Raw genomic sequence first — 18877 nt, 5'->3', positions numbered from 1 at the left:
CCAGAATTCGGCAGCATAAGACTGGGAGTATCTTCACGTGGCATCACTTATCGAAAAACTTCTCCGCACGGGTGACAAAAAAACCCTGCGGCAACTGCGGAACTATGCCGACTCCATCAATGCGCTCGAAGACTCGTTCAAAACCTTCACGGATGCTGAGCTCCGCGAGGAAACTGACCACCTCCGCGCCCGCCACCGGGACGGCGAGCACCTGGACGATCTCCTCCCGGAGGCATTCGCGGCCGTGCGTGAGGCCTCATCCCGCACCTTGGGCATGCGTCACTTTGACGTCCAGCTTATGGGTGGCGCCGCGCTCCACCTCGGCAATATCGCCGAAATGAAGACCGGCGAAGGCAAAACCCTCGTGGCCACCGCGCCCGCCTTCCTTAATGCCCTCACCGGCAATGGCGTCCACGTCATCACGGTGAACGACTACCTTGCCGAATACCAGTCAGACCTTATGGGCCGGGTCTACCGTTTCCTTGGCCTGACCAGCGGTTGCATCCTGTCCAACCAGGATCCCGCGGTGCGCAGGCAGCAGTACGCCGCGGACATCACCTACGGCACCAACAACGAATTCGGCTTTGACTACCTGCGCGACAACATGGCGTGGGACCAGTCAGAACTGGTCCAGCGTGGCCACAACTTCGCCATTGTTGACGAGGTCGACTCCATCCTCATCGACGAAGCCCGCACGCCGCTCATCATTTCCGGTCCTGCCCAGGGCGACACCAACCGGTGGTACAGCGAATTTGCCAAGGTAGTGCAGCGCCTGAAGGCCGGCGAGGACTACGAGGCGGACGAGAAGAAGCGCACCGTCGGCGTCCTGGAGAGCGGCATCGAAAAAGTGGAGGACTACCTGGGAATCCAGAACCTCTACGAATCCGCGAACACTCCGCTCATCGGGTTCCTGAACAACGCCATCAAAGCCAAGGAACTGTTCAAGCGGGACAAGGACTACGTCATCCTCGACGGCGAAGTGCTCATCGTTGACGAACACACTGGCCGAATCCTGGCTGGCCGCCGCTATAACGAGGGCATGCACCAGGCCATCGAGGCCAAGGAAGCCGTGGAGATCAAGGCCGAAAACCAGACCCTGGCCACGGTCACGCTCCAGAACTACTTCCGGATGTACTCCAAGCTGGCAGGCATGACCGGCACGGCCGAGACTGAGGCCGCCGAGTTCATGGGGACGTACAAGCTCGGTGTGGTGGCCATCCCCACCAACCGGGACATGCAGCGGATCGACCAGTCGGACCTCGTGTTCAAGAATGAAAAAGTGAAGTTCGACGCCGTCGTGAAGGACATTGCCGAGCGTCACAAACTGGGCCAGCCGATCCTTGTGGGCACAACGAGTGTCGAAAAGAGCGAATACCTTTCCGGGCTGCTGGCCAAGGAAGGCATCAGGCACGAAGTCCTGAACGCCAAGAACCACGCCCGTGAAGCGGCCATCGTTGCGCAGGCAGGACGCAAGGGTGCTGTTACGGTGGCCACCAACATGGCAGGCCGCGGCACTGACATCATGCTGGGTGGCAACGCCGAATTCACTGCGGTGGCCGATCTGGCCAAGCGCGGGCTGGACCCGGAAGAGAATTCCGAAGAATACGAGGCCGCGTGGCCGGCTGCCTTGGAAGCGGCCAAGCAGTCCGTAAAGGACGAACACGAGGAAGTACTGAACCTCGGCGGGCTGTATGTCCTGGGAACTGAGCGGCACGAGTCCCGCCGCATCGACAACCAGCTCCGTGGCCGCTCCGGCCGCCAGGGCGACCCCGGCGAATCACGCTTCTACCTCTCCCTGACCGATGACCTGATGCGGCTCTTCAACTCCGGCGCGGCCGAACGGCTGATGAACAGTTCGGTCCCGGATGATGTGGCGTTGGAATCGAAACTGGTTTCCCGGGCCATCGCGTCTGCCCAGGGCCAGGTTGAAGGCCGCAACGCCGAGCAGCGCAAGAACGTCCTGAAGTACGATGACGTCCTGAACCGCCAGCGCGAAGCCATCTACGGTGACCGCCGCCGGATCCTCGAAGGTGACGACCTCCACGAGAAGGTCCAGTTCTTCGTGGAGGACACCATCACCGCCCTGATCGACTCCGCCACGGCCGAAGGCAATGGCGACGACTGGGATTACACCCAGCTGTGGACCAACCTCAAGACGCTCTACCCCGTCAGCGTCACAGCGGAAGAGATCATCGAGGAAGCCGGCGGCAAGTCCAAGCTCACTGTTGAATTCCTCAAGGAGGAGCTGCTCTCCGACGCCCGTGTGGTCTACCAGACCCGGGAAGAGACCATCGGCTCAGAAAGCATGCGCGAGCTGGAACGCCGCGTGGTGCTCTCGGTCATCGGGCGCAAGTGGCAGGAACACCTGTACGAGATGGACTACCTCAAGGAAGGCATCGGCCTGCGCGCCATGGCACAGCGTGACCCGCTGGTGGAATACCAGCGCGAGGGCTTCGTTATGTTCCAGAGCATGATGGAGGCCATCCGCGAGGAAAGCGTCGGTTTCCTGTTCAACCTTGAAGTTGAGGTGACTCCAGCCCAGGATGTGGTGGTGCCCGACGCAGCAGGTGGCCACACCGAGCACGTTGAGCCGCAGATCCACGCTGCCGGCCTGGAAGCGCCGGAGAAGCCGGCCCAGCTGCAGTACACGGCTCCCGGCGAAGACGGCGCATCCCAGACCAGGGTGGAGGGTCGTGTCTCTTCACGGTCCGGAAATCCGGCAAAGGCTGCAGCGCAGGACGCCACCAAGCGTCCGGCCAAGAAAAAGCGCCGCTGACAGCAGGGATCGAGACTGATCAGCCATAGGTCGGCACTGCAATAGATCGTCGCTGAAATAGTTCGACACTGGAAGTGCCCGGAGCCTCAGCTCCGGGCACTTCTGCATTCGTGGGCAAGCGGTTCAGCCGACCATAAACTCGGTCACGCGCCAGACCTGCTTGCTGCGCTCAAGCCGGACCGCTACAGCCCGTGCCCGGATGTCATCAACCACTACGGCGCTTGCCTCATAGATGCCCGGAACGACTTCGCAGGCGCGGACTGAACGCACGATGGAGTTCCTGTGCAGCCGGGCCAGCGAGGGCGAGGCAGAGCGCGACTGTTCGCGGCGGATCAAGGCCGCACGGTGCTGCAGCACGGCAAGGCAGCGCGGATCCAGGCGGCGGGCGAGCTGGTGGACCGGCCGGATGCCGGCGAGGACTTCCATGGCCGCCTGCACGGTACTGCGTGTGATCGCCAGGATTTCGGCGGCTTCGTCTGCCGCACGCAGCGGCACGACCGGCGCGGTAATGGTGCGCGGAGGAACCTGGCGGACTGCTGCCGCGCCGCCCGGGTTGACCGTGGCGGAGCGGATTGGCGTAACTGCGTACATGTGATTCCCCTTAATCGTGAGCTGATGAATATCGGAACGTCGGTTAGGCCGTGGAAGGTGCTTTCAAAATCTGCCCGGGCAGCAGGACATGCGGGCTTTCGCCGATCCGGGATTTGTTGGCCTCGTACCAGCGGGGCCAGTGCAAGGCGACATCCACATCCGAAGCTGCCGGGCCCAAGTGGCGGGAGGCGATGTCCCAGAGTGTGTCGCCCGCCAGTACCGTGACCTCACTCAATGACGCCGGTGGGCCCTGTTCCGCCCGGACGGGCTGGGCCGCCAGCAGGCCGGGGTCCGGGACCGGCGGGCTGGGACGCCAGTCTGGCCGGACCGCCGCCGCAGGAGTTTCGGTGGTCTTTCCTCCCGTGTCTGCGGGGTGTTTGCCCTCCGGTTCCGGGAGCTGCCGGTGGCCGCTTGTGGGAGACCACTGGGCCTGGATGGCTGCGCCGTGGACCGGCACGTCCTGGACCGCCACTTCCTGCGTGGGTACCCAGGCGGGTCCGGCCGGTGGGACGGCTGCGTGAGCCAGCGGTGCCGACAGTAGTTGCACCGACAGTGCGGCCACAGCGAGCCGGCGCATAAATGCCGGGCAGCACTTGCCGGCCCTGTTGGCGGCCCGCCGCCTGCCGCACGTGTCCAGGACGGCAGCTGCTGACGCCAAAACCATCGAGAAGATCCACCACGCCACGATGGCCAGCCCTGCGGCGACAGCCACGGCACCGAGTAGGTCATCGAAGTCCGGGCCTTGCCGGCGTGCTGTGGACAGTTGCCATCGGCCCACCATGCCCCTGCCGGCAACGCAGAGGAAGAATCCCAACAGGAGGATGGACGCCGCCATGACGGCGTCTGCGCGGAGCCCGCGTGCTGTACCTGCCGTCATGGTGTTTCCCATCTTATGTTTGATGCAGTTTGATGCAGTTTGATGTATCTAGCATCAGTTTGACGTAACTCTGGTGGATTTGTCCAGAGACTGGAGTGAAGTCGTTGGTGAATTGACCGCGAACAAACCCGCACCCTACGCTTGGCCCCATGCGTTGGGATGCTCTGTTCAGTGATATGGAGGCACAGTTCGCCGAGGGCGAGCGGCTGGCCATCGATGCCGAGATCTCTGAGCGGGCAAGAGCGGAAACGGCCTCTGTCGCTCTGGCTGACCGCTTGCGGGGTTCCCTGAACAGCCACGTGGCCGTGTACCTGGCGTGTGGGCGCGCCTTCGAAGGAACCCTGAGCCATGCCGGCGCCGATGCGCTGGTCCTGAACGAGTTGCGTCACCAGGTCCTGGTCCCTTACGGCGCGGTGGCACGGTATGTGGGCCTTGGCCGCGGCTCCGTGGCCGAGACTTCGCAGGTGCGGCGCCGGATCGGATTGGCGCATGCGCTGCGGGGCCTGGCGCGGGACCGGGCCGAACTTGCAGTCACTCTGCGCCACGCGCCGGAAAGGGATACCGGGCTGGCCGGAGTCATCGACCGCGTGGGCAGTGACTTTTTGGACCTGGCGCTGGTCAGCCCCGGGGAGTCCCGGCGTGCATCACAGGTTCGGCAGGTAGCCACGATACCGTTTGCGGCGCTGGGTGCCCTGCGGTCACGGAGTGCAGGGGAACTGTAGCCGCGGGCCGGATCACCCTTGCTTGGCTTTGGCTTCCTGGATCATGCGGCTGGCCTCGGCGTAACGCTCTTCGATGTATTGCTCCAGCATCTTTTCCTCGACGCGCCACTGCCCGCGCCCACCCACCTGGATGGCCTTCAGTTCTCCGCTGCGGACCAGGGCATAGGCCGCCGGCGAGTTGATTTGCAGCTGTTCAGCAACATCGGCGAGAGTCAGGAATCTGGGCATAGCTCCATTTTGCCATTGAAGGCGTCATCTGGTGCGGTTATCCACAGTTTGATGTTGTTTGGTCTTTTGACTTTTGTTCCGGGGCCCATGCCGTAACAATGAGGTGTCCGGACGCAGCCAGCCGCCTGGACCGGAGCTAGGGGGAGAAGAGCATGAGCCACGATGCTGTTACTGCAGGTGCCAGGCTGAAACCGCCGTCGTGGAAGGATCCCCGGCTGCTGGTTGGCGTGCTGCTGGTCCTGGCATCGGTGGTGGGAGTGATCTCGCTGGTTGGCAGCGCTGATCAGACCACCGAGGTTTACGCCGCCCGGGACTCCATTGCGGTGGGTGAGAAGCTGACCGCGGACAATGTGGTCCGCGCCAAGGTCCGCCTGGGTGAGACCGAACAGCATTACGTCACCGTTGAAGCAGGGCTCCCCGACGGGTTGGTCGCAGTCCAAAGAATCGGCAAGAACCAATTGGTGCCCAAGGAAAGTCTGGCCACTGTGGATTCGTTGGACCGCAAGCCCGTGGCCGTGACCATTGAGGAACCACTGCCGCCGCAGGCGGTTGCCGGGACCCGGGTGGACGTCTGGGTTGCCTTGCCGGATGCCCGCAACGGCTTCAGTGAGCCGAAGCTCCTGCTGCCCGGCGCGGAAATTGCACAGGTGACCGCCGGCTCCACGGCCTTGGGATCCTCCCGCAATACGGTGCTGCTGGTGCTGGTTGCCGACGGCCAGATGCCGGCCATCCTCGGCGCCCAGGCGAACCAGGCCAAGATTTCAGTGGTGTGGAACCCGGGCGGCGGGGCCTCATGAGCATCCCCGTAGTCACGGTGGGCCAGTCCCGCGAGGATGTGGTGGGCGGGTTGGAGCGGCTGCACGGTCCCGTCACGGTGGTCCGGCGCTGCGCCGAACTGACAGAACTGCTGGCCGCCTGCCAGAGCGGCCTGGCACGGGCGGCGGTTGTCGCCGATGGCTGCGAGGGCCTGACTGCTTCGCTTGTTGACCGGCTCGGCGCCGTGGGCGTGGCGATCATCGCCCTCACGGATGACGCCGACGAGGCCGCCAGACTGCGTGGGATCGGTGTGGCGTCTGCGCTGACGGGAGTGGAATCTGCCGCCCTGGCCGGCAGGATTGCCGAGGCGGTTGCCCAGCTGACCGGCACCGCCAAGGATGCGACGTTCGGGAGTGGGCTGGGGGATACCAGTGCTGCGCTGCGTCAGCGTCCTGTCGACCAGGCGGACGTGCCGCCGGCCTCCGGGGCGGGCAAGATCATTGCCGTGTGGGGTCCCGCCGGTTCGCCCGGCCGGACCTTTGTAGCGGCCAACATCGCCGGGGAGTTGGCTGCGGATGGGAAGTCCGTGCTCCTCGTCGACGCCGACAGTTACGGGGCCAGCATCGCCGCAGTCCTGGGCTTGCTGGATGAATCTGCGGGGATCGCGCAGGCCTGCCGGCTTGCCGACCAGGGACTGCTCGACGCCGATGCGCTGCTGAAAGTGGCCACACCGGTCACCACCAAGCTTGGAACTTTCCGGGTCCTGACCGGGATCACCCGGGCGGACAGGTGGACCGAACTACGGGCAGCAGCACTGTCGCTGGTGCTGGACCGCGCCAAGGAGGTTGCCGACGTCGTGGTTGTGGACACCGGCTTCTGCCTGGAGGCGGACGAGGAACTCAGCTTCGACACGATGGCTCCGCGCCGGAATGCCGCGACCCTGCGGACCTTGGAACTGGCGGACACAGTCTATGCCGTGGGGGCCGCCGATCCGGTGGGGGTTCCCCGGCTGGTCCGCGGACTCGCGGAGCTCGAGCTGGCAGTCCCGCAGGTGTCGCCTGTTGTGGTGATGAACAAGGTCCGGGCGGCGGCGGTGGGGAGGTCCCCGGAACGCCAGCTGAAGGATGCGTGGGAACGGTATGGTCCGTCGTCGCAGATCGCGGTCTTCCTTCCGGCGGACAGCCCCGCAGCTGATGCGGCGCTGCTAGGCGGCTCTCTGCTGCTCGAAACGGCGCCGGATTCCAAGCTCAGGCACGCGATCGCTGAATTGGTTTGTGCACCTGTCCAGCGATCTTCACGATCCTCTGTATTTTCTTCCACACCGAGGCGTCGCCGAAAGGGCTAGGCTCGCCGTAGGAGCTGCGACGGTGCAGCATCAAACTTGTGATGGAGGCGTTTGTTGATGTCGTCTGGATCCAGCGTGGAGGATCAAGCCTTGGCCATTGGTGACCGGGAGGGATTCCTCGCGGACTACTACCAGCATCTGGCCGAAGAGGATGCCCGGACTTATTCCCCCGAGGCGCTGGCCAGCCGGGCGGAAACCCACCGCGGTGTCGCCGCGAACCGGCAGCCGGGCCAGGCGAAGGTTTCCATCGTCAACGAGGTGGACAGCAGCGTCGTCTATATCGTGACGGACGATATGCCTTTCCTCGTTGACTCGGTTAACGCGGAGCTTGTGCGCCAGAACGCCGCCATCGGGCTTGTGCTTCATCCACTGTTCGTAGTGACCCGGAACCGGGAAACGGGACAGCTGGTTAAAGTCGACCGCGTTCCGTCCCACATCGGACTCTCCAGCGGTGATACGGCGGCAATGCCGATGCTGTCGCACCTCATCGCGCAGGGCGAAAACGCCTCCCACATGGAGTCGTGGATCGCCGTGGAAATCAACCGCGTGTCCGACGAGGCAAAGGCGTCGTTGCTGGACGGGCTGGACCGCATCCTGGGAGACGTGCGCGCCGCCGTCGAAGACTGGCCCAAGATGCGCAACAAGGCCCAACAGATTGCCGCGAGCCTCGACCAGGTGTCCCACCCGGCCCAGATTGCCGAACTGCGGCAGGCGCAGGATCTTCTGCGCTGGCTCGACGACGGCAACTTCACCTTCCTTGGATACCGTGAGTACGACCTGGTCACCGTCGACGGTGAAGATGTACTGGAACTGCGTGAAGACAGCGGTCTCGGACTGCTCCGGGCGAAGCCGGGCGCGCCGCATATGCAGCATCTCACCGACGCCGGCCGAAAAAAGGCCCGCGAAAAGCGGGCGCTGGTGATCACGAAGGCAAACTCACGGTCCACCGTCCACCGCCCCGCGTACCTTGACTATATTGGCGTGAAGAGCTTCGACGCGGCTGGCAACGTCAACGGCGAGCGCCGCTTTATCGGCCTGTTCGCAACCAGTGCCTACGCCGGATCCGTCCGGAACATCCCCGTCGTGCGCGAAAAAGTGGACGCCGTGCTGGGCAATGCAGGCTTCCCGCCTGACTCACACTCCGGCAAGGACCTTTTGGGGATCCTGGAGACGTACCCCCGCGACGAGCTGTTCCAGATCGAGACCGAGGACCTGGCGGCCACCGCAACCGGCATCCAGAGATTGCAGGAGCGGCGGCGGACCCGGCTGTTCCTCCGGCCGGACATCTACGGCCGTTTTATGTCCGCGGTGGTCTACCTTCCGCGTGACCGGTACACCACCAATGTCCGGCTCCGCATCGAGGAAGAATTACGGACCACGTTCAAGGCTGAGTCAATCGACTACGAAGCGCGGATGACCGAATCGGCCCTCGCCCGCCTGTTCTTCCGGATCCGCCTGCCCAAGGGCAGCGAGCTCAGCCATTTCAACGCCGACGAGCTAGAAGCGCGGCTGGTCCGGGCGGCCCGCTCGTGGAGTGAGGGCATCGCCGAAGTCCTCCGCGAACGTGGCGCCGATGAGCACGCGAAGGAGCTCGCCGCGATCTGGTCGGAGGCTTTTCCGGCCGGCTACCGGGTGGATTACGAGGTCGAAGACGCGCTGGAGGACATCGCCCGGTTCGAGAAATACGGGGCCGAAGCCGAACGCACGGCCGGTGCCAGGCAGGAACGGCCGGGCGTCCATGTGTACCTGCCCAAGGGCGCCGGTGAAGTCCTGGAGGAGGATGCCCGCGTCAAGCTGTACATGCTGGAGCCCAAGAGCCTGAGCCAGATCCTGCCGTTCTTCCACAATCTGGGACTCGAGGTGCTGGATGAGCGGCCCTTTGAGATCGAGACGGCTGACCAGCGGGACTTCTTCCTCTATGACCTCGGGCTTAAATACCCTGCCGGCATTGATCCGCTGGCCACGGGACAGTTGCTGGCTGACTCGTTCGGTGCCGCCGTATCCGGCGCCGTTGAGTCGGACAGTTTTGACCGGCTGGTGCTGCGTGAGGGGATGCAGTGGCGCCAGATCACGGTCCTACGGGCCTATGCCCGGTACATGCGGCAGATGGGGAACACCAACTCGGTGGGCTTCATGGCGGACACGCTGCTCGCCAATCCCGATGTCACCAAGGCCCTGACGGCTCTTTTCGCGGCCCGGTTCGATCCCGCCCTGAGTGGGACTGGGCGCCTTGCGGCGCAGGAGAAAGTCCGCGGCGAGCTGTCAGCTGCCATTGAAGAGGTGGCAACGCTCGACGCCGACCGTGTGCTGCGGACTTTGGCGAACCTGATCGAGGCGACCCTCCGCACCAACTACTACCAGTACAAAACGCACCTCAGCTTCAAGCTCGATCCTGCCCGGATTGAGGGCCTGCCTTTCCCGCGGCCGATGTTCGAAATCTGGGTCTATTCCCCGCGGGTTGAGGGTGTCCACCTGCGCTTCGGCAAGGTGGCCCGCGGTGGCCTGCGCTGGTCTGACCGGCGCGAGGATTTCCGGACGGAGATCCTTGGCCTGGTGAAGGCTCAGACCGTCAAGAATGCGGTCATCGTTCCCACCGGGGCCAAGGGCGGCTTCTTCGCCAAGCGGCTGCCCGATCCTGCCGCGGACCGTGCCGCCTGGATGGCGGAGGGTGTTGAAAGCTACAAGACGTTCATCCGGGGCCTGCTGGACCTCACTGACAACCTCGTCACCGGAGCCGAGGGCGAAACTGTAGTGCCGCCGTCGGACGTTGTCAGGCACGACGACGACGATTCCTACCTTGTGGTGGCGGCGGACAAGGGGACGGCCACTTTCTCGGATATTGCCAACGGGCTGGCCGCAGAATACGGGTTCTGGCTCGGTGACGCGTTCGCCTCCGGGGGTTCGGTGGGTTACGACCACAAGGCCATGGGCATCACGGCCCGTGGCGCCTGGGAGTCGGTCAAACGTCACTTCAGCGAGCTCGACGTGGACACCCAGACCCAGCCGTTCAGCGTGGTGGGCGTGGGCGACATGTCAGGAGATGTGTTTGGCAACGGCATGCTCCTGTCCCGGCATATCCGGCTGCTGGCAGCGTTCGATCACCGGCACATCTTCCTTGACCCCGCACCGGAAACGGAATCGTCGTTCGTGGAACGCCGGAGGCTGTTCGAACTGCCGCGGTCCTCGTGGGACGACTACGACAAATCCCTCATCAGCGAAGGCGGCGGCGTGTACGCCCGCCAGGCCAAGTCCATTCCGGTCTCGCCGCAGGTCCGGGCGGCCCTGGGCCTGCCCGAGGCGACCACCGAGCTCAGCCCGCCGGAGCTTCTCCGCGCCATCCTGCTCGCCCCCGCCGACCTGCTTTACAACGGCGGGATCGGAACATACGTCAAGGCCAGCACAGAGTCCAACGCCTCCGTGGGTGACAAGGCCAACGACAGCATTCGCGTGGACGGCAAGGACCTGCGGGTCAAGGTGGTGGGCGAAGGCGGAAACCTGGGCATGACGCAGCGCGGCCGCATCGAAGCCGCCTTGCAGGGGGTCATCCTGAACACTGACGCGATCGACAACTCGGCCGGCGTCGACTGCTCCGACCACGAAGTGAACATCAAGATCTTTGTGGACCGGATGGTGGCTGCGGACAAACTGACCCCGGAGGAACGGGCAGGCTTCCTCGCCTCCATGACGGACGAGGTGGGTCGGCTGGTCCTCGAGGACAACGTGGACCAGAACATCCTGCTCCTGAACGACCGGATGCGGGTGGCCGAGTGGAGCCCCAGTTATGAGCGACTCATGGACTGGCTGGAAAAATCGGCTGACCTGAAGCGCGACCTCGAGGCGCTGCCCAGCACCGAAACCCTGCGGGAGCGCCTGAGCCAGGGCCAGGGGCTGACGTCGCCGGAGCTCTCGGTACTGGCGGCCTACGCGAAAATCGAGCTGGCCTCGGCGCTGCGTGACAGCGACCTCGCCGACGATCCGTGGTTCCGGAGGACGCTGCGGGCGTACTTCCCGCAGCAGCTGCGCGAACGGTTCGACGCCGAACTGGACACCCATCCGCTGCGGCGCGAGATCATTGCCACGGTGGTGGCCAACGACATGATCAACCTGGGCGGCATCACGTTCGCCTTCCGGACCATGGAGGAGACCTCGGCCACGGAAGTGGCCGTGGCCAAGGCATTTGTGGCGCTCCGCGAGATCTTCGACCTGAACACCATGGTGGGGGAGCTGAACAGCCTGCCGGCGTCGTTCCCCACAGAGCACTGGAGCACCGTGCACCTGGACATCCGCCGTCTGCTGGACCGCGCTGTCCGGTGGCTGCTGGCGCAGGGCGGCACGTCCCGGCCCATCGCGGACACCGTGGCCGAGTTCAAGCCGCTCTTGGACCCGATGCGGGCCCGGCTCCTGGACTACCTGCGTGGTGATGACCGTGACCGCGTTGCGGACTGGCTGGAGACCGCGCGTGCCTGGGAACTCCCGGAGGGGCTTGCCCTCCGGTGGGCGGAGCTCTTCGAGAGCTTTGTCCTGCTGGACATCGCCAAGATCGTGCATGCCCGCAAGGAGCCGGTGGAGGAGATTGCGGCCGTTTACTACACAGTGTTCAACCGCTTCCACGCTGACAGGCTGCTGGAACGGATCAGCAGCCTGCCGCGCCAGGACAGGTGGCAGGCACTGGCCAGGGCTGCACTCCGGGATGACCTCTATTCCACCGTCTCGGACATGACGACGGCGGTACTCGAGTCGACGGCGTCCGGGGACTCCGCGGAGGACAGGCTGAAGGACTGGGAACGCCAGAATGCCGAGCAGCTGGGCAGGGCAAAGAGCATGTTTGACGAGGTCAACTCGCTCGAGGCCGACGACATGGCCTCACTGTCGGTAGCATTGAGGCTCTTGAGGTCAATCGTCCGACGCTAGGAATCCCGGCGTCGCAACTGGAGGTGCAGTGGCAATCTTTACGGACCCCATCAGGGAACACGCTGATTTCGGGCCGGGCGATGCCGAATGGCTGCACCTCCTGGTGGGCGACTGGCAGATGGTCGCTGACCTGGCGTTCGCCGACTTGGCGTTATGGTTCCCGCACCCGGATCACGGCTATGTGGCGCTGGCGCACGTCAGGCCGTCCACCACGCACACCGTGTTCCACGGCGACTTTGTGGGCGAGCCCATCCGGCAGGACCTGCAGCCGCTGGTGGACAAGGCCTGGAGCAGCCGCGCCATCGAGCGGTCGAGTGAGACCAACTGGAGCACGGACATGGCGTTGCGGGTGGAGGCTGTGCCGATGGTGCGCAACGGCCGGACCCTGGCTGTGGTGACCACCCACATGGACCTGTCCAGTTCCCGGATGCCGTCCCGCCTGGAGTTGACGTACCGGCAGTGCGCCTACGATCTTCTCCGGATGGGAACGCTGGGGCTGTGGCCTGACTTTGCCTCGCCCACCGGTTCGCGCCGCGGCGCGCCTCGTGTGGGGGACGGCCTGATCAGGCTCGATGCCGAAGGAATTGTGCAGTACGCAAGCCCTAACGGGGTGTCGGCTTTCCGGCGGCTGGGCGACGGCGAGTCGCTGGAAGGCCGTTCCCTGGCGGAGGTGACCGCCGGCCTGCTGAAGGACCGGCGGCTGGTTGACGAGACGCTGCCGCTGGTGGTGACGGGGCGGATGCCATGGCGTAGTGAGATTGAATCCCGTGGTGTGAGCCTGTCGCTGCGGGCCATCCCGCTGCGGGATGAGCAGCAGCGCTTTGGTGCGTTGGTGCTGTGCCGGGACGTGTCCGAACTGCGGCGCCGGGAGATGGAACTCGTTACCAAGGATGCGACCATCCGCGAGATCCACCACAGGGTGAAAAACAACCTGCAGACCGTTGCAGCCCTGCTGCGTATGCAGTCCCGCCGGATGGTCAGCGACGAGGCCAAGCAGGGCCTGGAGCAGGCGATGCGCCGCGTGGCCACCATCGCGCTGGTCCACGAGACTCTTTCACAGGGATTGGCGCAGAGCGTTGACTTCGACGAGCTGATCGGCCGCCAGTTCAGGCTTTCCGCAGAGGTCGCCTCGCCATCGCAGCAGGTCAAGACCGAGCGGTCCGGACTGTTTGGGGAACTGCCCAGCGACTTCGCCACCCCGCTGGCACTGGTCATCAATGAACTGGTGACCAACGCCGTCGAGCACGGGCTCGAAGGGCGGACCGGCACCGTGTGGCTCATCGCGGACCGTTCCGAAGAGGAAGACGGCGAGGAACTGCTGACCGTCACCATTGCCGACGACGGTGTGGGACTGCCGGATACGCCGCACGTCGAGGGGCTGGGGCTGCAGATTGTCCGCACGCTGGTCACCAGTGAGCTGGGCGGCACCATCGCGTGGCACCCGCGCGACGGCGGCGGAACGGCTGTCCAGATCCGCCTGAGCCTGGCGGCCAGGTAGCCCGGGGACCTTGCGCGTGACTTAACCGTCTCTGACTTAACCGCCGATGGCCGCAACCCGAAAGGGTTGCGGCCATCGTTGTGTGAGGCTGTTGGTGCTAGGGCGTTAAGGACCGGGCCTAGGAGGCGCGGCGGGCGCGTGCGGCGCGGCGCTTAAGGGCGCGGCGTTCGTCTTCGCTCATGCCGCCCCAGACGCCGGCGTCCTGGCCGGACTCGAGAGCCCACTGGAGGCACGTGTCAACGACGGGGCAGCGGCGGCAGACGCTTTTGGCTTCCTCAATCTGGAGGAGGGCAGGCCCTGTGTTTCCTACGGGGAAAAACAGTTCCGGGTCCTTGTCGAGGCACGCCGCGCGGTTACGCCAATCCATGCTGATCAGTTGCTCCAATTCTGGGAAAAGCTCTTTGTGAAATAATTCACTAGTAGCTACAAAGGAAAAGGGCCCTCAGGGGCCCCCTTGGTCATCTCAGTCAAGCCTGTCATGTTAACGCTGTGTAAACAAGGGGTAATACAGCCTGAAATCCCCGGATACCTGAGCGATACATCACACGGGCATTGCCGACCCCCGCCACTGTCCGACTATCTCCGGTAAGGTGCCAGTGTGTCAAGACCCCCCACGAACCCTGCAGATCCGTCGCCATCCACGCGCCCGCGCGGCATTGTGGCAATAGCTCTTGTTGTTGCCGCCGAGGCCACCGCGCTATTGGTTGCCGCCACCTGGTACGGCTACGAACTCCTGACCGGTGCACCGGTCCTGTCTTTTTGGGGAGCCGTATTTACTCTGGGCCTGTTGCTTGCTTTCGCCGCCTGGCTCTATTCGGTGGGGCACTTCCTGTTCCGTGGCCGCCGGTGGACGCGGGCAGCGGCGCTGGTCGCCCAGCTGTTTGTCCTTACTATCGGCGTCCCGACCCTTACCGGCGGCGTTATTTGGGCGGGGATCGCCATGGTAGTGCCGGCGCTTGCGGCCATAGTGCTCCTGTTCGACAAACGCGTCATCAGCTACGCATCCCGGACAGGCGATTCGCCTCCGGCGTTCTAGGCATCGCCGGCACTTTAGGCGGCCAATCCGTCCTTCAGCTGATCCGGCGGTACCCAGCCCAGCTGGACGGCGGTGGCGCGGCCGTTCTGGATGAGAACGCTCCGTCCCGGTGGCGGGTTGGGTTCCGCCTCGAAGCGGACCCCTAAGAGGTCGCCGTCCATAAAGGTCCGGGGCGCGATCAGGATGCCGCAGCCCAGGTTGCGTGCCTGGAGCGCCAGTGGAACCCGCTGGGCGAGTATCGGACTGTATCCCGCAGTCATAACCACCGTGATTCCAAGCGTGTTGAGGTCGGCAAGGTCACGGCTGACGTCCTGCAGCAACAGGTCAGCATCGTCGACCAATGCCACCGAGTTCCGTTCCAGACCGCCCGTGGTGGCTTGGCGCAGGATCCCGGACCAATAGGCACCCGCGTCGGTGTCCTGCTCCGGCATAAGCCACGGTCCTGCTTGAGGGTTAACCTTTGGCAGGAGCCGAAGAAAAGACGACTTGCCAGACGAAGGGCCGCCCAGCACGGCCAGCACTCCACCCGCAGGCGCCCGGACGGATATCGGTTCAAGTTCGTCGCCGCCCACGCCGATGCGGAGGACGCGCCGCCCCAGTGGGATCCTGCCTTTCAGTTCAGCCGGGATCTGCGGGGCCGCCCGGTTCAGGATCTGGGCCGCGGGAACCACGGCCGGCAGGGACTCCACCCGGAATGGTCGGCGCCGCAGGGAGGGCTCCGGTGCTTGGGCTACCCGCGGATCTGCGGCCTCAGCGCCGGCAGCCGTGTAGAACTGGCAGACTGTAGTGCTTCCACCCGACAGTGCGCCCACAGCGACGCCCCTTCCCACCGCGGGCGCTGTCGGAGGCAGTTTAGGCCAGGCAATCCGGCTGTCGTCGCTGGATCCGGTCGGGAAGTACACCCGGTTGGGTACGGCTGCGAAGAACCTGGAAGTGACCAGTTCCCGCTGTCCCGAGATGATCACCGTGATACCGGCCCGGTTTCCATCCCGGACAAGGTCATGGAGAACGTCCTCGGCCCACGCCAACGGCCCGGCACGTAAGGCCGAGAGCCAGGATCCCCAGCCAGCGATCACGAGCACGAGCGGTATGTCGTCGTCAGCGGCGGGACGTCCCAGCCGGAGCGACTGCTCCCGTGCCAGACGCTCCAGGATGCGTACGGCACGGCGAAGCTCGTGCAGTCCTGCCGTGGCGCCCACCCGGCAGTGGGAAGCCAACCCCACGAACGAACTGTCCGGGTCCAGCACATACAAGTGGGATTCCCGGGCGTGGGATGCCAAGCCGAGGACTGCCAGCCGGATGGCCTCAGGCACTCCTGATTCCGGTCCGCCAACAAGGGCAAGGTGTCCGTGGCCGGCAGGTTCCCAGATCAAGGGTGCGGTTCGCTGTTCGGCGGGCAGGTCCATCCGGCCGAGCGTTACGGACCAGTTGGTGGCACCGGCGTCGGCCTTGCTCCTGTCATTGGCGCCATCGTCGTCAGCGTCACCTTCAACGCTCCCGGGGGTAGTCGAGCCTGCAGGTTCGGGGAGGAGACAGGGGAGCGGTGCAGCAATCGGCTTCCGGATGGCCGGACGGTTCATGGTCTCCCACAACGCTGACATGGAAGCTATCAACGGGGCGGTTGCCTCGGCAGGCGTCGGTTCATGGCCGGTGGATCCGGAACCCCCCAGCACTGCAGGGGCATTGATGTACTCGGAGGCCAACCATACCGAGATGCCGGCGGGTTCGGATCGGATGGCTCCGGCTGTCAGGGATCCGGCCTGGAACTCCAGCGGGGCCTCCGTTCCGCGGGCCAGGTAAGCCCGGCCCGGAGTATCGACGCTGATCCCGGCCGCGGCTTTCGAATTGATGATGTCCACGGATTCCATCTCCGACTGGACGCGCAACGCGATGCTGGTGGTGACGTTGGCGCGGATGTCTGCCGTCAGCGCGCCCTGGGGCCGTTGTGTGGCCATGATCAGGTGGATGCCCAGGGAACGGCCGATGGCGGCGATCCTCATCAATTCCCGGAGCGATTCGGGGGCATCCTCCACCAGCATCCGGAATTCATCTATGACAATTACGAGATGGGGGAGCGGCGACGCGCGGCCCGCCGACGTTGCCCGGAATGACGTCAAGTCCGGTGCCTGAACTGCCGCAAGGCTCTGTTCCCGGAATTTGATTTCGGCGCGGAGGGACTGCAGGGCACGTTCGAGCTCATGGCTGCTCAGGTCGGTGAGCATACCCACACAGTGCGGGAGCCCGGTCAGGGGTCCGAGTCCGGAGCCGCCCTTGAAATCCACAAAGAGGAAGTTGATGCGGTCCGGCGCGTAGCTGAGGGCGAGAGCAACTGTGATGCTGCGCAGGAGCTCGGATTTTCCTGAGCCAGTGGTCCCGGCGACCAGCAGGTGGGGTCCGTCGTTTTGGAGATCGAGTGTCCGGACACCGTCGAGACCGCGCCCGATGGGAACGGCAAGCCCGGGCAAGCTGTTGCTTGCTGACCACCGCCTGGATGTTTCGGGCGTGGACTGGGGGAGCAGCTCTGCGAGCCGGCAGGACGTGGGGATGGACCGTCCCGCACCGACGGGCTGGTTTGCCTCCCGCGCCAGTCGACGGCAAAACCTGTTGAAGACGTCAACGGGCGCCAGATCAGGAGCGAATCGGATGCTGTCATCACCGTCATTGAACACAGACAAGCGTTCACCGAGTTCCACGTCAGCATTCGTCAGCGCTGACCCGTCTTCGGGGGCATGGATGACCTGCCAACCGTATTCCAATGCCGTGGCGGTGATCTTGGCCGAGAGCTCCGTGCCGTCCATAAGAAGGAGCAGTCCGTGTCCATGGGCAGGCTCGAAGCCGCGTTCGAGCAAGGCTCCGATGGTCCTGGAGTTACTGGAAAGCATGACACCGTCCAGATACCGTGCGGCGAGGGGGAGATGCTCCGCCTTGCCATGGACGACCACCCGGGTGTTCCGGCCCTGCGGATAACCGGCAAGCTGCATCAGGAGTGAGCGCACCAGCCCGTCGACGGCGGCGCGTGGCCCGCGGATGGTGGTGAGGGGTCTGGCCGGACTGAGCGTGAGTGGCAGTGTACCGGCCGAAGGAATTGCGCGGCCCGGATCCGTGGGCTCGAACCGGAGGTTGGTCGGCTGGATGGCCTGGCCCAGCCGCAGCCAGATGGCCTCCTTGGAAACCGACCCGGCACGGTCCCTCCCTGTTGTATCCCCGATGGTCAGGTCCGAGAGCGGCGGCGCGGCCCGCCGTCGTCGTTCCTGGTCCTGGGTGACCGCGGCCCGGACCGCGGCAGCGAGTTCGCGGCGTTGCCGGCGCCCGCCGATCACCGGCACCAGGATGGACATCGCGGAGACGGCCGTGAAGGCCAGGAACATCCACATCCCGGTCATGACGGCAAGGCCCACGCCGATGACCACCGGCAGCACAGCCGTCAGAAGAAGTGCCGCGCGGTTCGTGGGATCGTCGCGCCGGCTGATAACCAACGGCTCGTGGACATCCACCCCGGCGTCGGCCAGTCCGTCACCGGAACGCTCGAGGAACACCAACGACATGGTGGAGTTGCCGCAACGAATGCTGGAGCCGGTCGAAATCACGGCGTTCCGCACGCGCTCGCCGTCCACATCGGTGCCGTTGGCGCTGTCCAGGTCATTGATCGTGATGGCTGTCTCGGTGACCACCAGACGTGAGTGGGCGCGCGAAAGGTCGGCGTCTGGGATGAGGATATCGGCATTGCTGCGGCCTATGGTGTAGGTGCCCCGCCGCAGCGGCACAACGGTCCCCGCGCCGGCACCGCTGTGGACCGCCAACGCCAGTGACGCCGGAGCCTCAGAGGTGCGCTGCCGCGACCTGCGCGCTGTGAGGTCCGCCCCGTCGACGAGCGTGGCTCCGTTGACAAGCGGAGGCTTTCCGAGCGTGAGGTCAGCCACGTGCTGGCTGTCGATAGACACCATCCCGGTCCCGAATCTTGCCGTCAGCGCGGCCTGCAGTTCCGCACCGGCAGCCCCGTGTGGACCCTCGATGGTCAGCTCCACGGGTGGTTCCTGGAGAGCTGCGCCCGGGCTCCGAACGAGCGTGCAGTGCAGCGGCATGATGTGCGAGTCCTAACGGTCAGCTTGTCTCTAAGCTAGCCATCACGCGGGACGG

General features: G+C 64.9%; 12 protein-coding genes. 7 read left to right on the top strand and 5 right to left on the bottom strand.

The window, feature by feature from the left end:
- Nucleotides 1-37 precede the first annotated feature (37 nt).
- Complete coding sequence (secA, locus tag NIBR502772_RS16715; protein WP_141141029.1) at nt 38-2776, top strand: preprotein translocase subunit SecA; 2739 nt, start codon at nt 38-40, stop codon at nt 2774-2776.
- A 123-nt stretch (nt 2777-2899) separates the two neighbouring features.
- Here secA and NIBR502772_RS22850 read toward each other — a convergent pair whose 3' ends face one another.
- Together NIBR502772_RS22850 and NIBR502772_RS16705 are read right to left on the bottom strand one after the other, a co-directional pair.
- Nucleotides 2900-3367, bottom strand: coding sequence for an Rv3235 family protein (locus tag NIBR502772_RS22850; RefSeq protein WP_246848563.1), 468 nt, complete (start codon nt 3365-3367; stop codon nt 2900-2902).
- A 43-nt stretch (nt 3368-3410) separates the two neighbouring features.
- On the bottom strand, nt 3411-4244 hold the full coding sequence (locus NIBR502772_RS16705) for a LysM peptidoglycan-binding domain-containing protein (RefSeq protein WP_168223562.1): 834 nt from the start codon (nt 4242-4244) through the stop codon (nt 3411-3413).
- Between the two features lie 149 nt (nt 4245-4393).
- Between NIBR502772_RS16705 and NIBR502772_RS16700 the strand changes: the two genes are divergently transcribed.
- Nucleotides 4394-4966, top strand: coding sequence for a hypothetical protein (locus NIBR502772_RS16700; RefSeq protein ID WP_141141027.1), 573 nt, complete (start codon nt 4394-4396; stop codon nt 4964-4966).
- 12 nt (nt 4967-4978) lie between these two features.
- Here the strand turns inward: NIBR502772_RS16700 and NIBR502772_RS16695 are convergent, their stop codons facing one another.
- Entirely contained in the window at nt 4979-5194 is a 216-nt protein-coding gene (locus NIBR502772_RS16695; RefSeq protein WP_104062208.1) for a helix-turn-helix domain-containing protein, read from the bottom strand.
- Between the two features lie 152 nt (nt 5195-5346).
- Between NIBR502772_RS16695 and NIBR502772_RS16690 the strand changes: the two genes are divergently transcribed.
- From NIBR502772_RS16690 to NIBR502772_RS16675, 4 genes are read left to right on the top strand one after another with little or no spacing between them, the layout of a single operon-like run.
- Complete coding sequence (locus NIBR502772_RS16690) at nt 5347-5991, top strand: hypothetical protein (protein ID WP_141141026.1); 645 nt, start codon at nt 5347-5349, stop codon at nt 5989-5991.
- Nucleotides 5988-7295 (top strand): P-loop NTPase, encoded by a 1308-nt coding sequence (locus tag NIBR502772_RS16685; protein ID WP_141141025.1) that lies wholly within the window; start codon nt 5988-5990, stop codon nt 7293-7295. Before NIBR502772_RS16690 ends, NIBR502772_RS16685 begins: the two co-directional genes overlap by 4 nt.
- A gap of 57 nt (nt 7296-7352) precedes the next feature.
- Nucleotides 7353-12206 (top strand): NAD-glutamate dehydrogenase, encoded by a 4854-nt coding sequence (locus NIBR502772_RS16680; RefSeq protein WP_141141024.1) that lies wholly within the window; start codon nt 7353-7355, stop codon nt 12204-12206.
- Nucleotides 12207-12234: 28 nt separating this feature from the next.
- Entirely contained in the window at nt 12235-13704 is a 1470-nt protein-coding gene (locus NIBR502772_RS16675; RefSeq protein WP_056343739.1) for a sensor histidine kinase, read from the top strand.
- A gap of 118 nt (nt 13705-13822) precedes the next feature.
- Here the strand turns inward: NIBR502772_RS16675 and NIBR502772_RS16670 are convergent, their stop codons facing one another.
- Entirely contained in the window at nt 13823-14071 is a 249-nt protein-coding gene (locus NIBR502772_RS16670) for a WhiB family transcriptional regulator (RefSeq protein WP_003804966.1), read from the bottom strand.
- A 231-nt stretch (nt 14072-14302) separates the two neighbouring features.
- Here NIBR502772_RS16670 and NIBR502772_RS16665 point away from each other — a divergent pair, with 231 nt between their 5' ends.
- Nucleotides 14303-14740, top strand: coding sequence for a hypothetical protein (locus NIBR502772_RS16665; protein WP_371706692.1), 438 nt, complete (start codon nt 14303-14305; stop codon nt 14738-14740).
- A gap of 14 nt (nt 14741-14754) precedes the next feature.
- On the opposite strand, the gene NIBR502772_RS16660 is transcribed toward NIBR502772_RS16665, so the two are convergent.
- Nucleotides 14755-18765: an FtsK/SpoIIIE domain-containing protein gene (locus NIBR502772_RS16660; protein ID WP_246848562.1), complete on the bottom strand. Its 4011-nt coding sequence runs from the start codon at nt 18763-18765 to the stop codon at nt 14755-14757.
- Between the last annotated feature and the right edge of the window lie 112 nt (nt 18766-18877).

Source organism: Pseudarthrobacter sp. NIBRBAC000502772 (assembly GCF_006517235.1).
In the GTDB taxonomy this organism is placed as follows: Bacteria; Actinomycetota; Actinomycetes; order Actinomycetales; family Micrococcaceae; genus Arthrobacter.
The sequence above is the reverse complement of the archived record's forward strand: the minus strand, read 5'-3'. Positions and strand labels throughout refer to the sequence as shown.

Bases quoted from the DNA above. Each gene is read 5' to 3' on its own strand.
- NIBR502772_RS22850 (WP_246848563.1), bottom strand. From the start codon at position 3,367: ATGTACGCAGTTACGCCAATCCGCTCCGCCACGGTCAACCCGGGCGGC.
- NIBR502772_RS16705 (WP_168223562.1), bottom strand. From the start codon at position 4,244: ATGACGGCAGGTACAGCACGCGGGCTCCGCGCAGACGCCGTCATGGCG.
- NIBR502772_RS16700 (WP_141141027.1), top strand. From the start codon at position 4,394: ATGCGTTGGGATGCTCTGTTCAGTGATATGGAGGCACAGTTCGCCGAG.
- NIBR502772_RS16695 (WP_104062208.1), bottom strand. From the start codon at position 5,194: ATGCCCAGATTCCTGACTCTCGCCGATGTTGCTGAACAGCTGCAAATC.
- NIBR502772_RS16690 (WP_141141026.1), top strand. From the start codon at position 5,347: ATGAGCCACGATGCTGTTACTGCAGGTGCCAGGCTGAAACCGCCGTCG.
- NIBR502772_RS16685 (WP_141141025.1), top strand. From the start codon at position 5,988: ATGAGCATCCCCGTAGTCACGGTGGGCCAGTCCCGCGAGGATGTGGTG.
- NIBR502772_RS16680 (WP_141141024.1), top strand. From the start codon at position 7,353: ATGTCGTCTGGATCCAGCGTGGAGGATCAAGCCTTGGCCATTGGTGAC.
- NIBR502772_RS16670 (WP_003804966.1), bottom strand. From the start codon at position 14,071: ATGGATTGGCGTAACCGCGCGGCGTGCCTCGACAAGGACCCGGAACTG.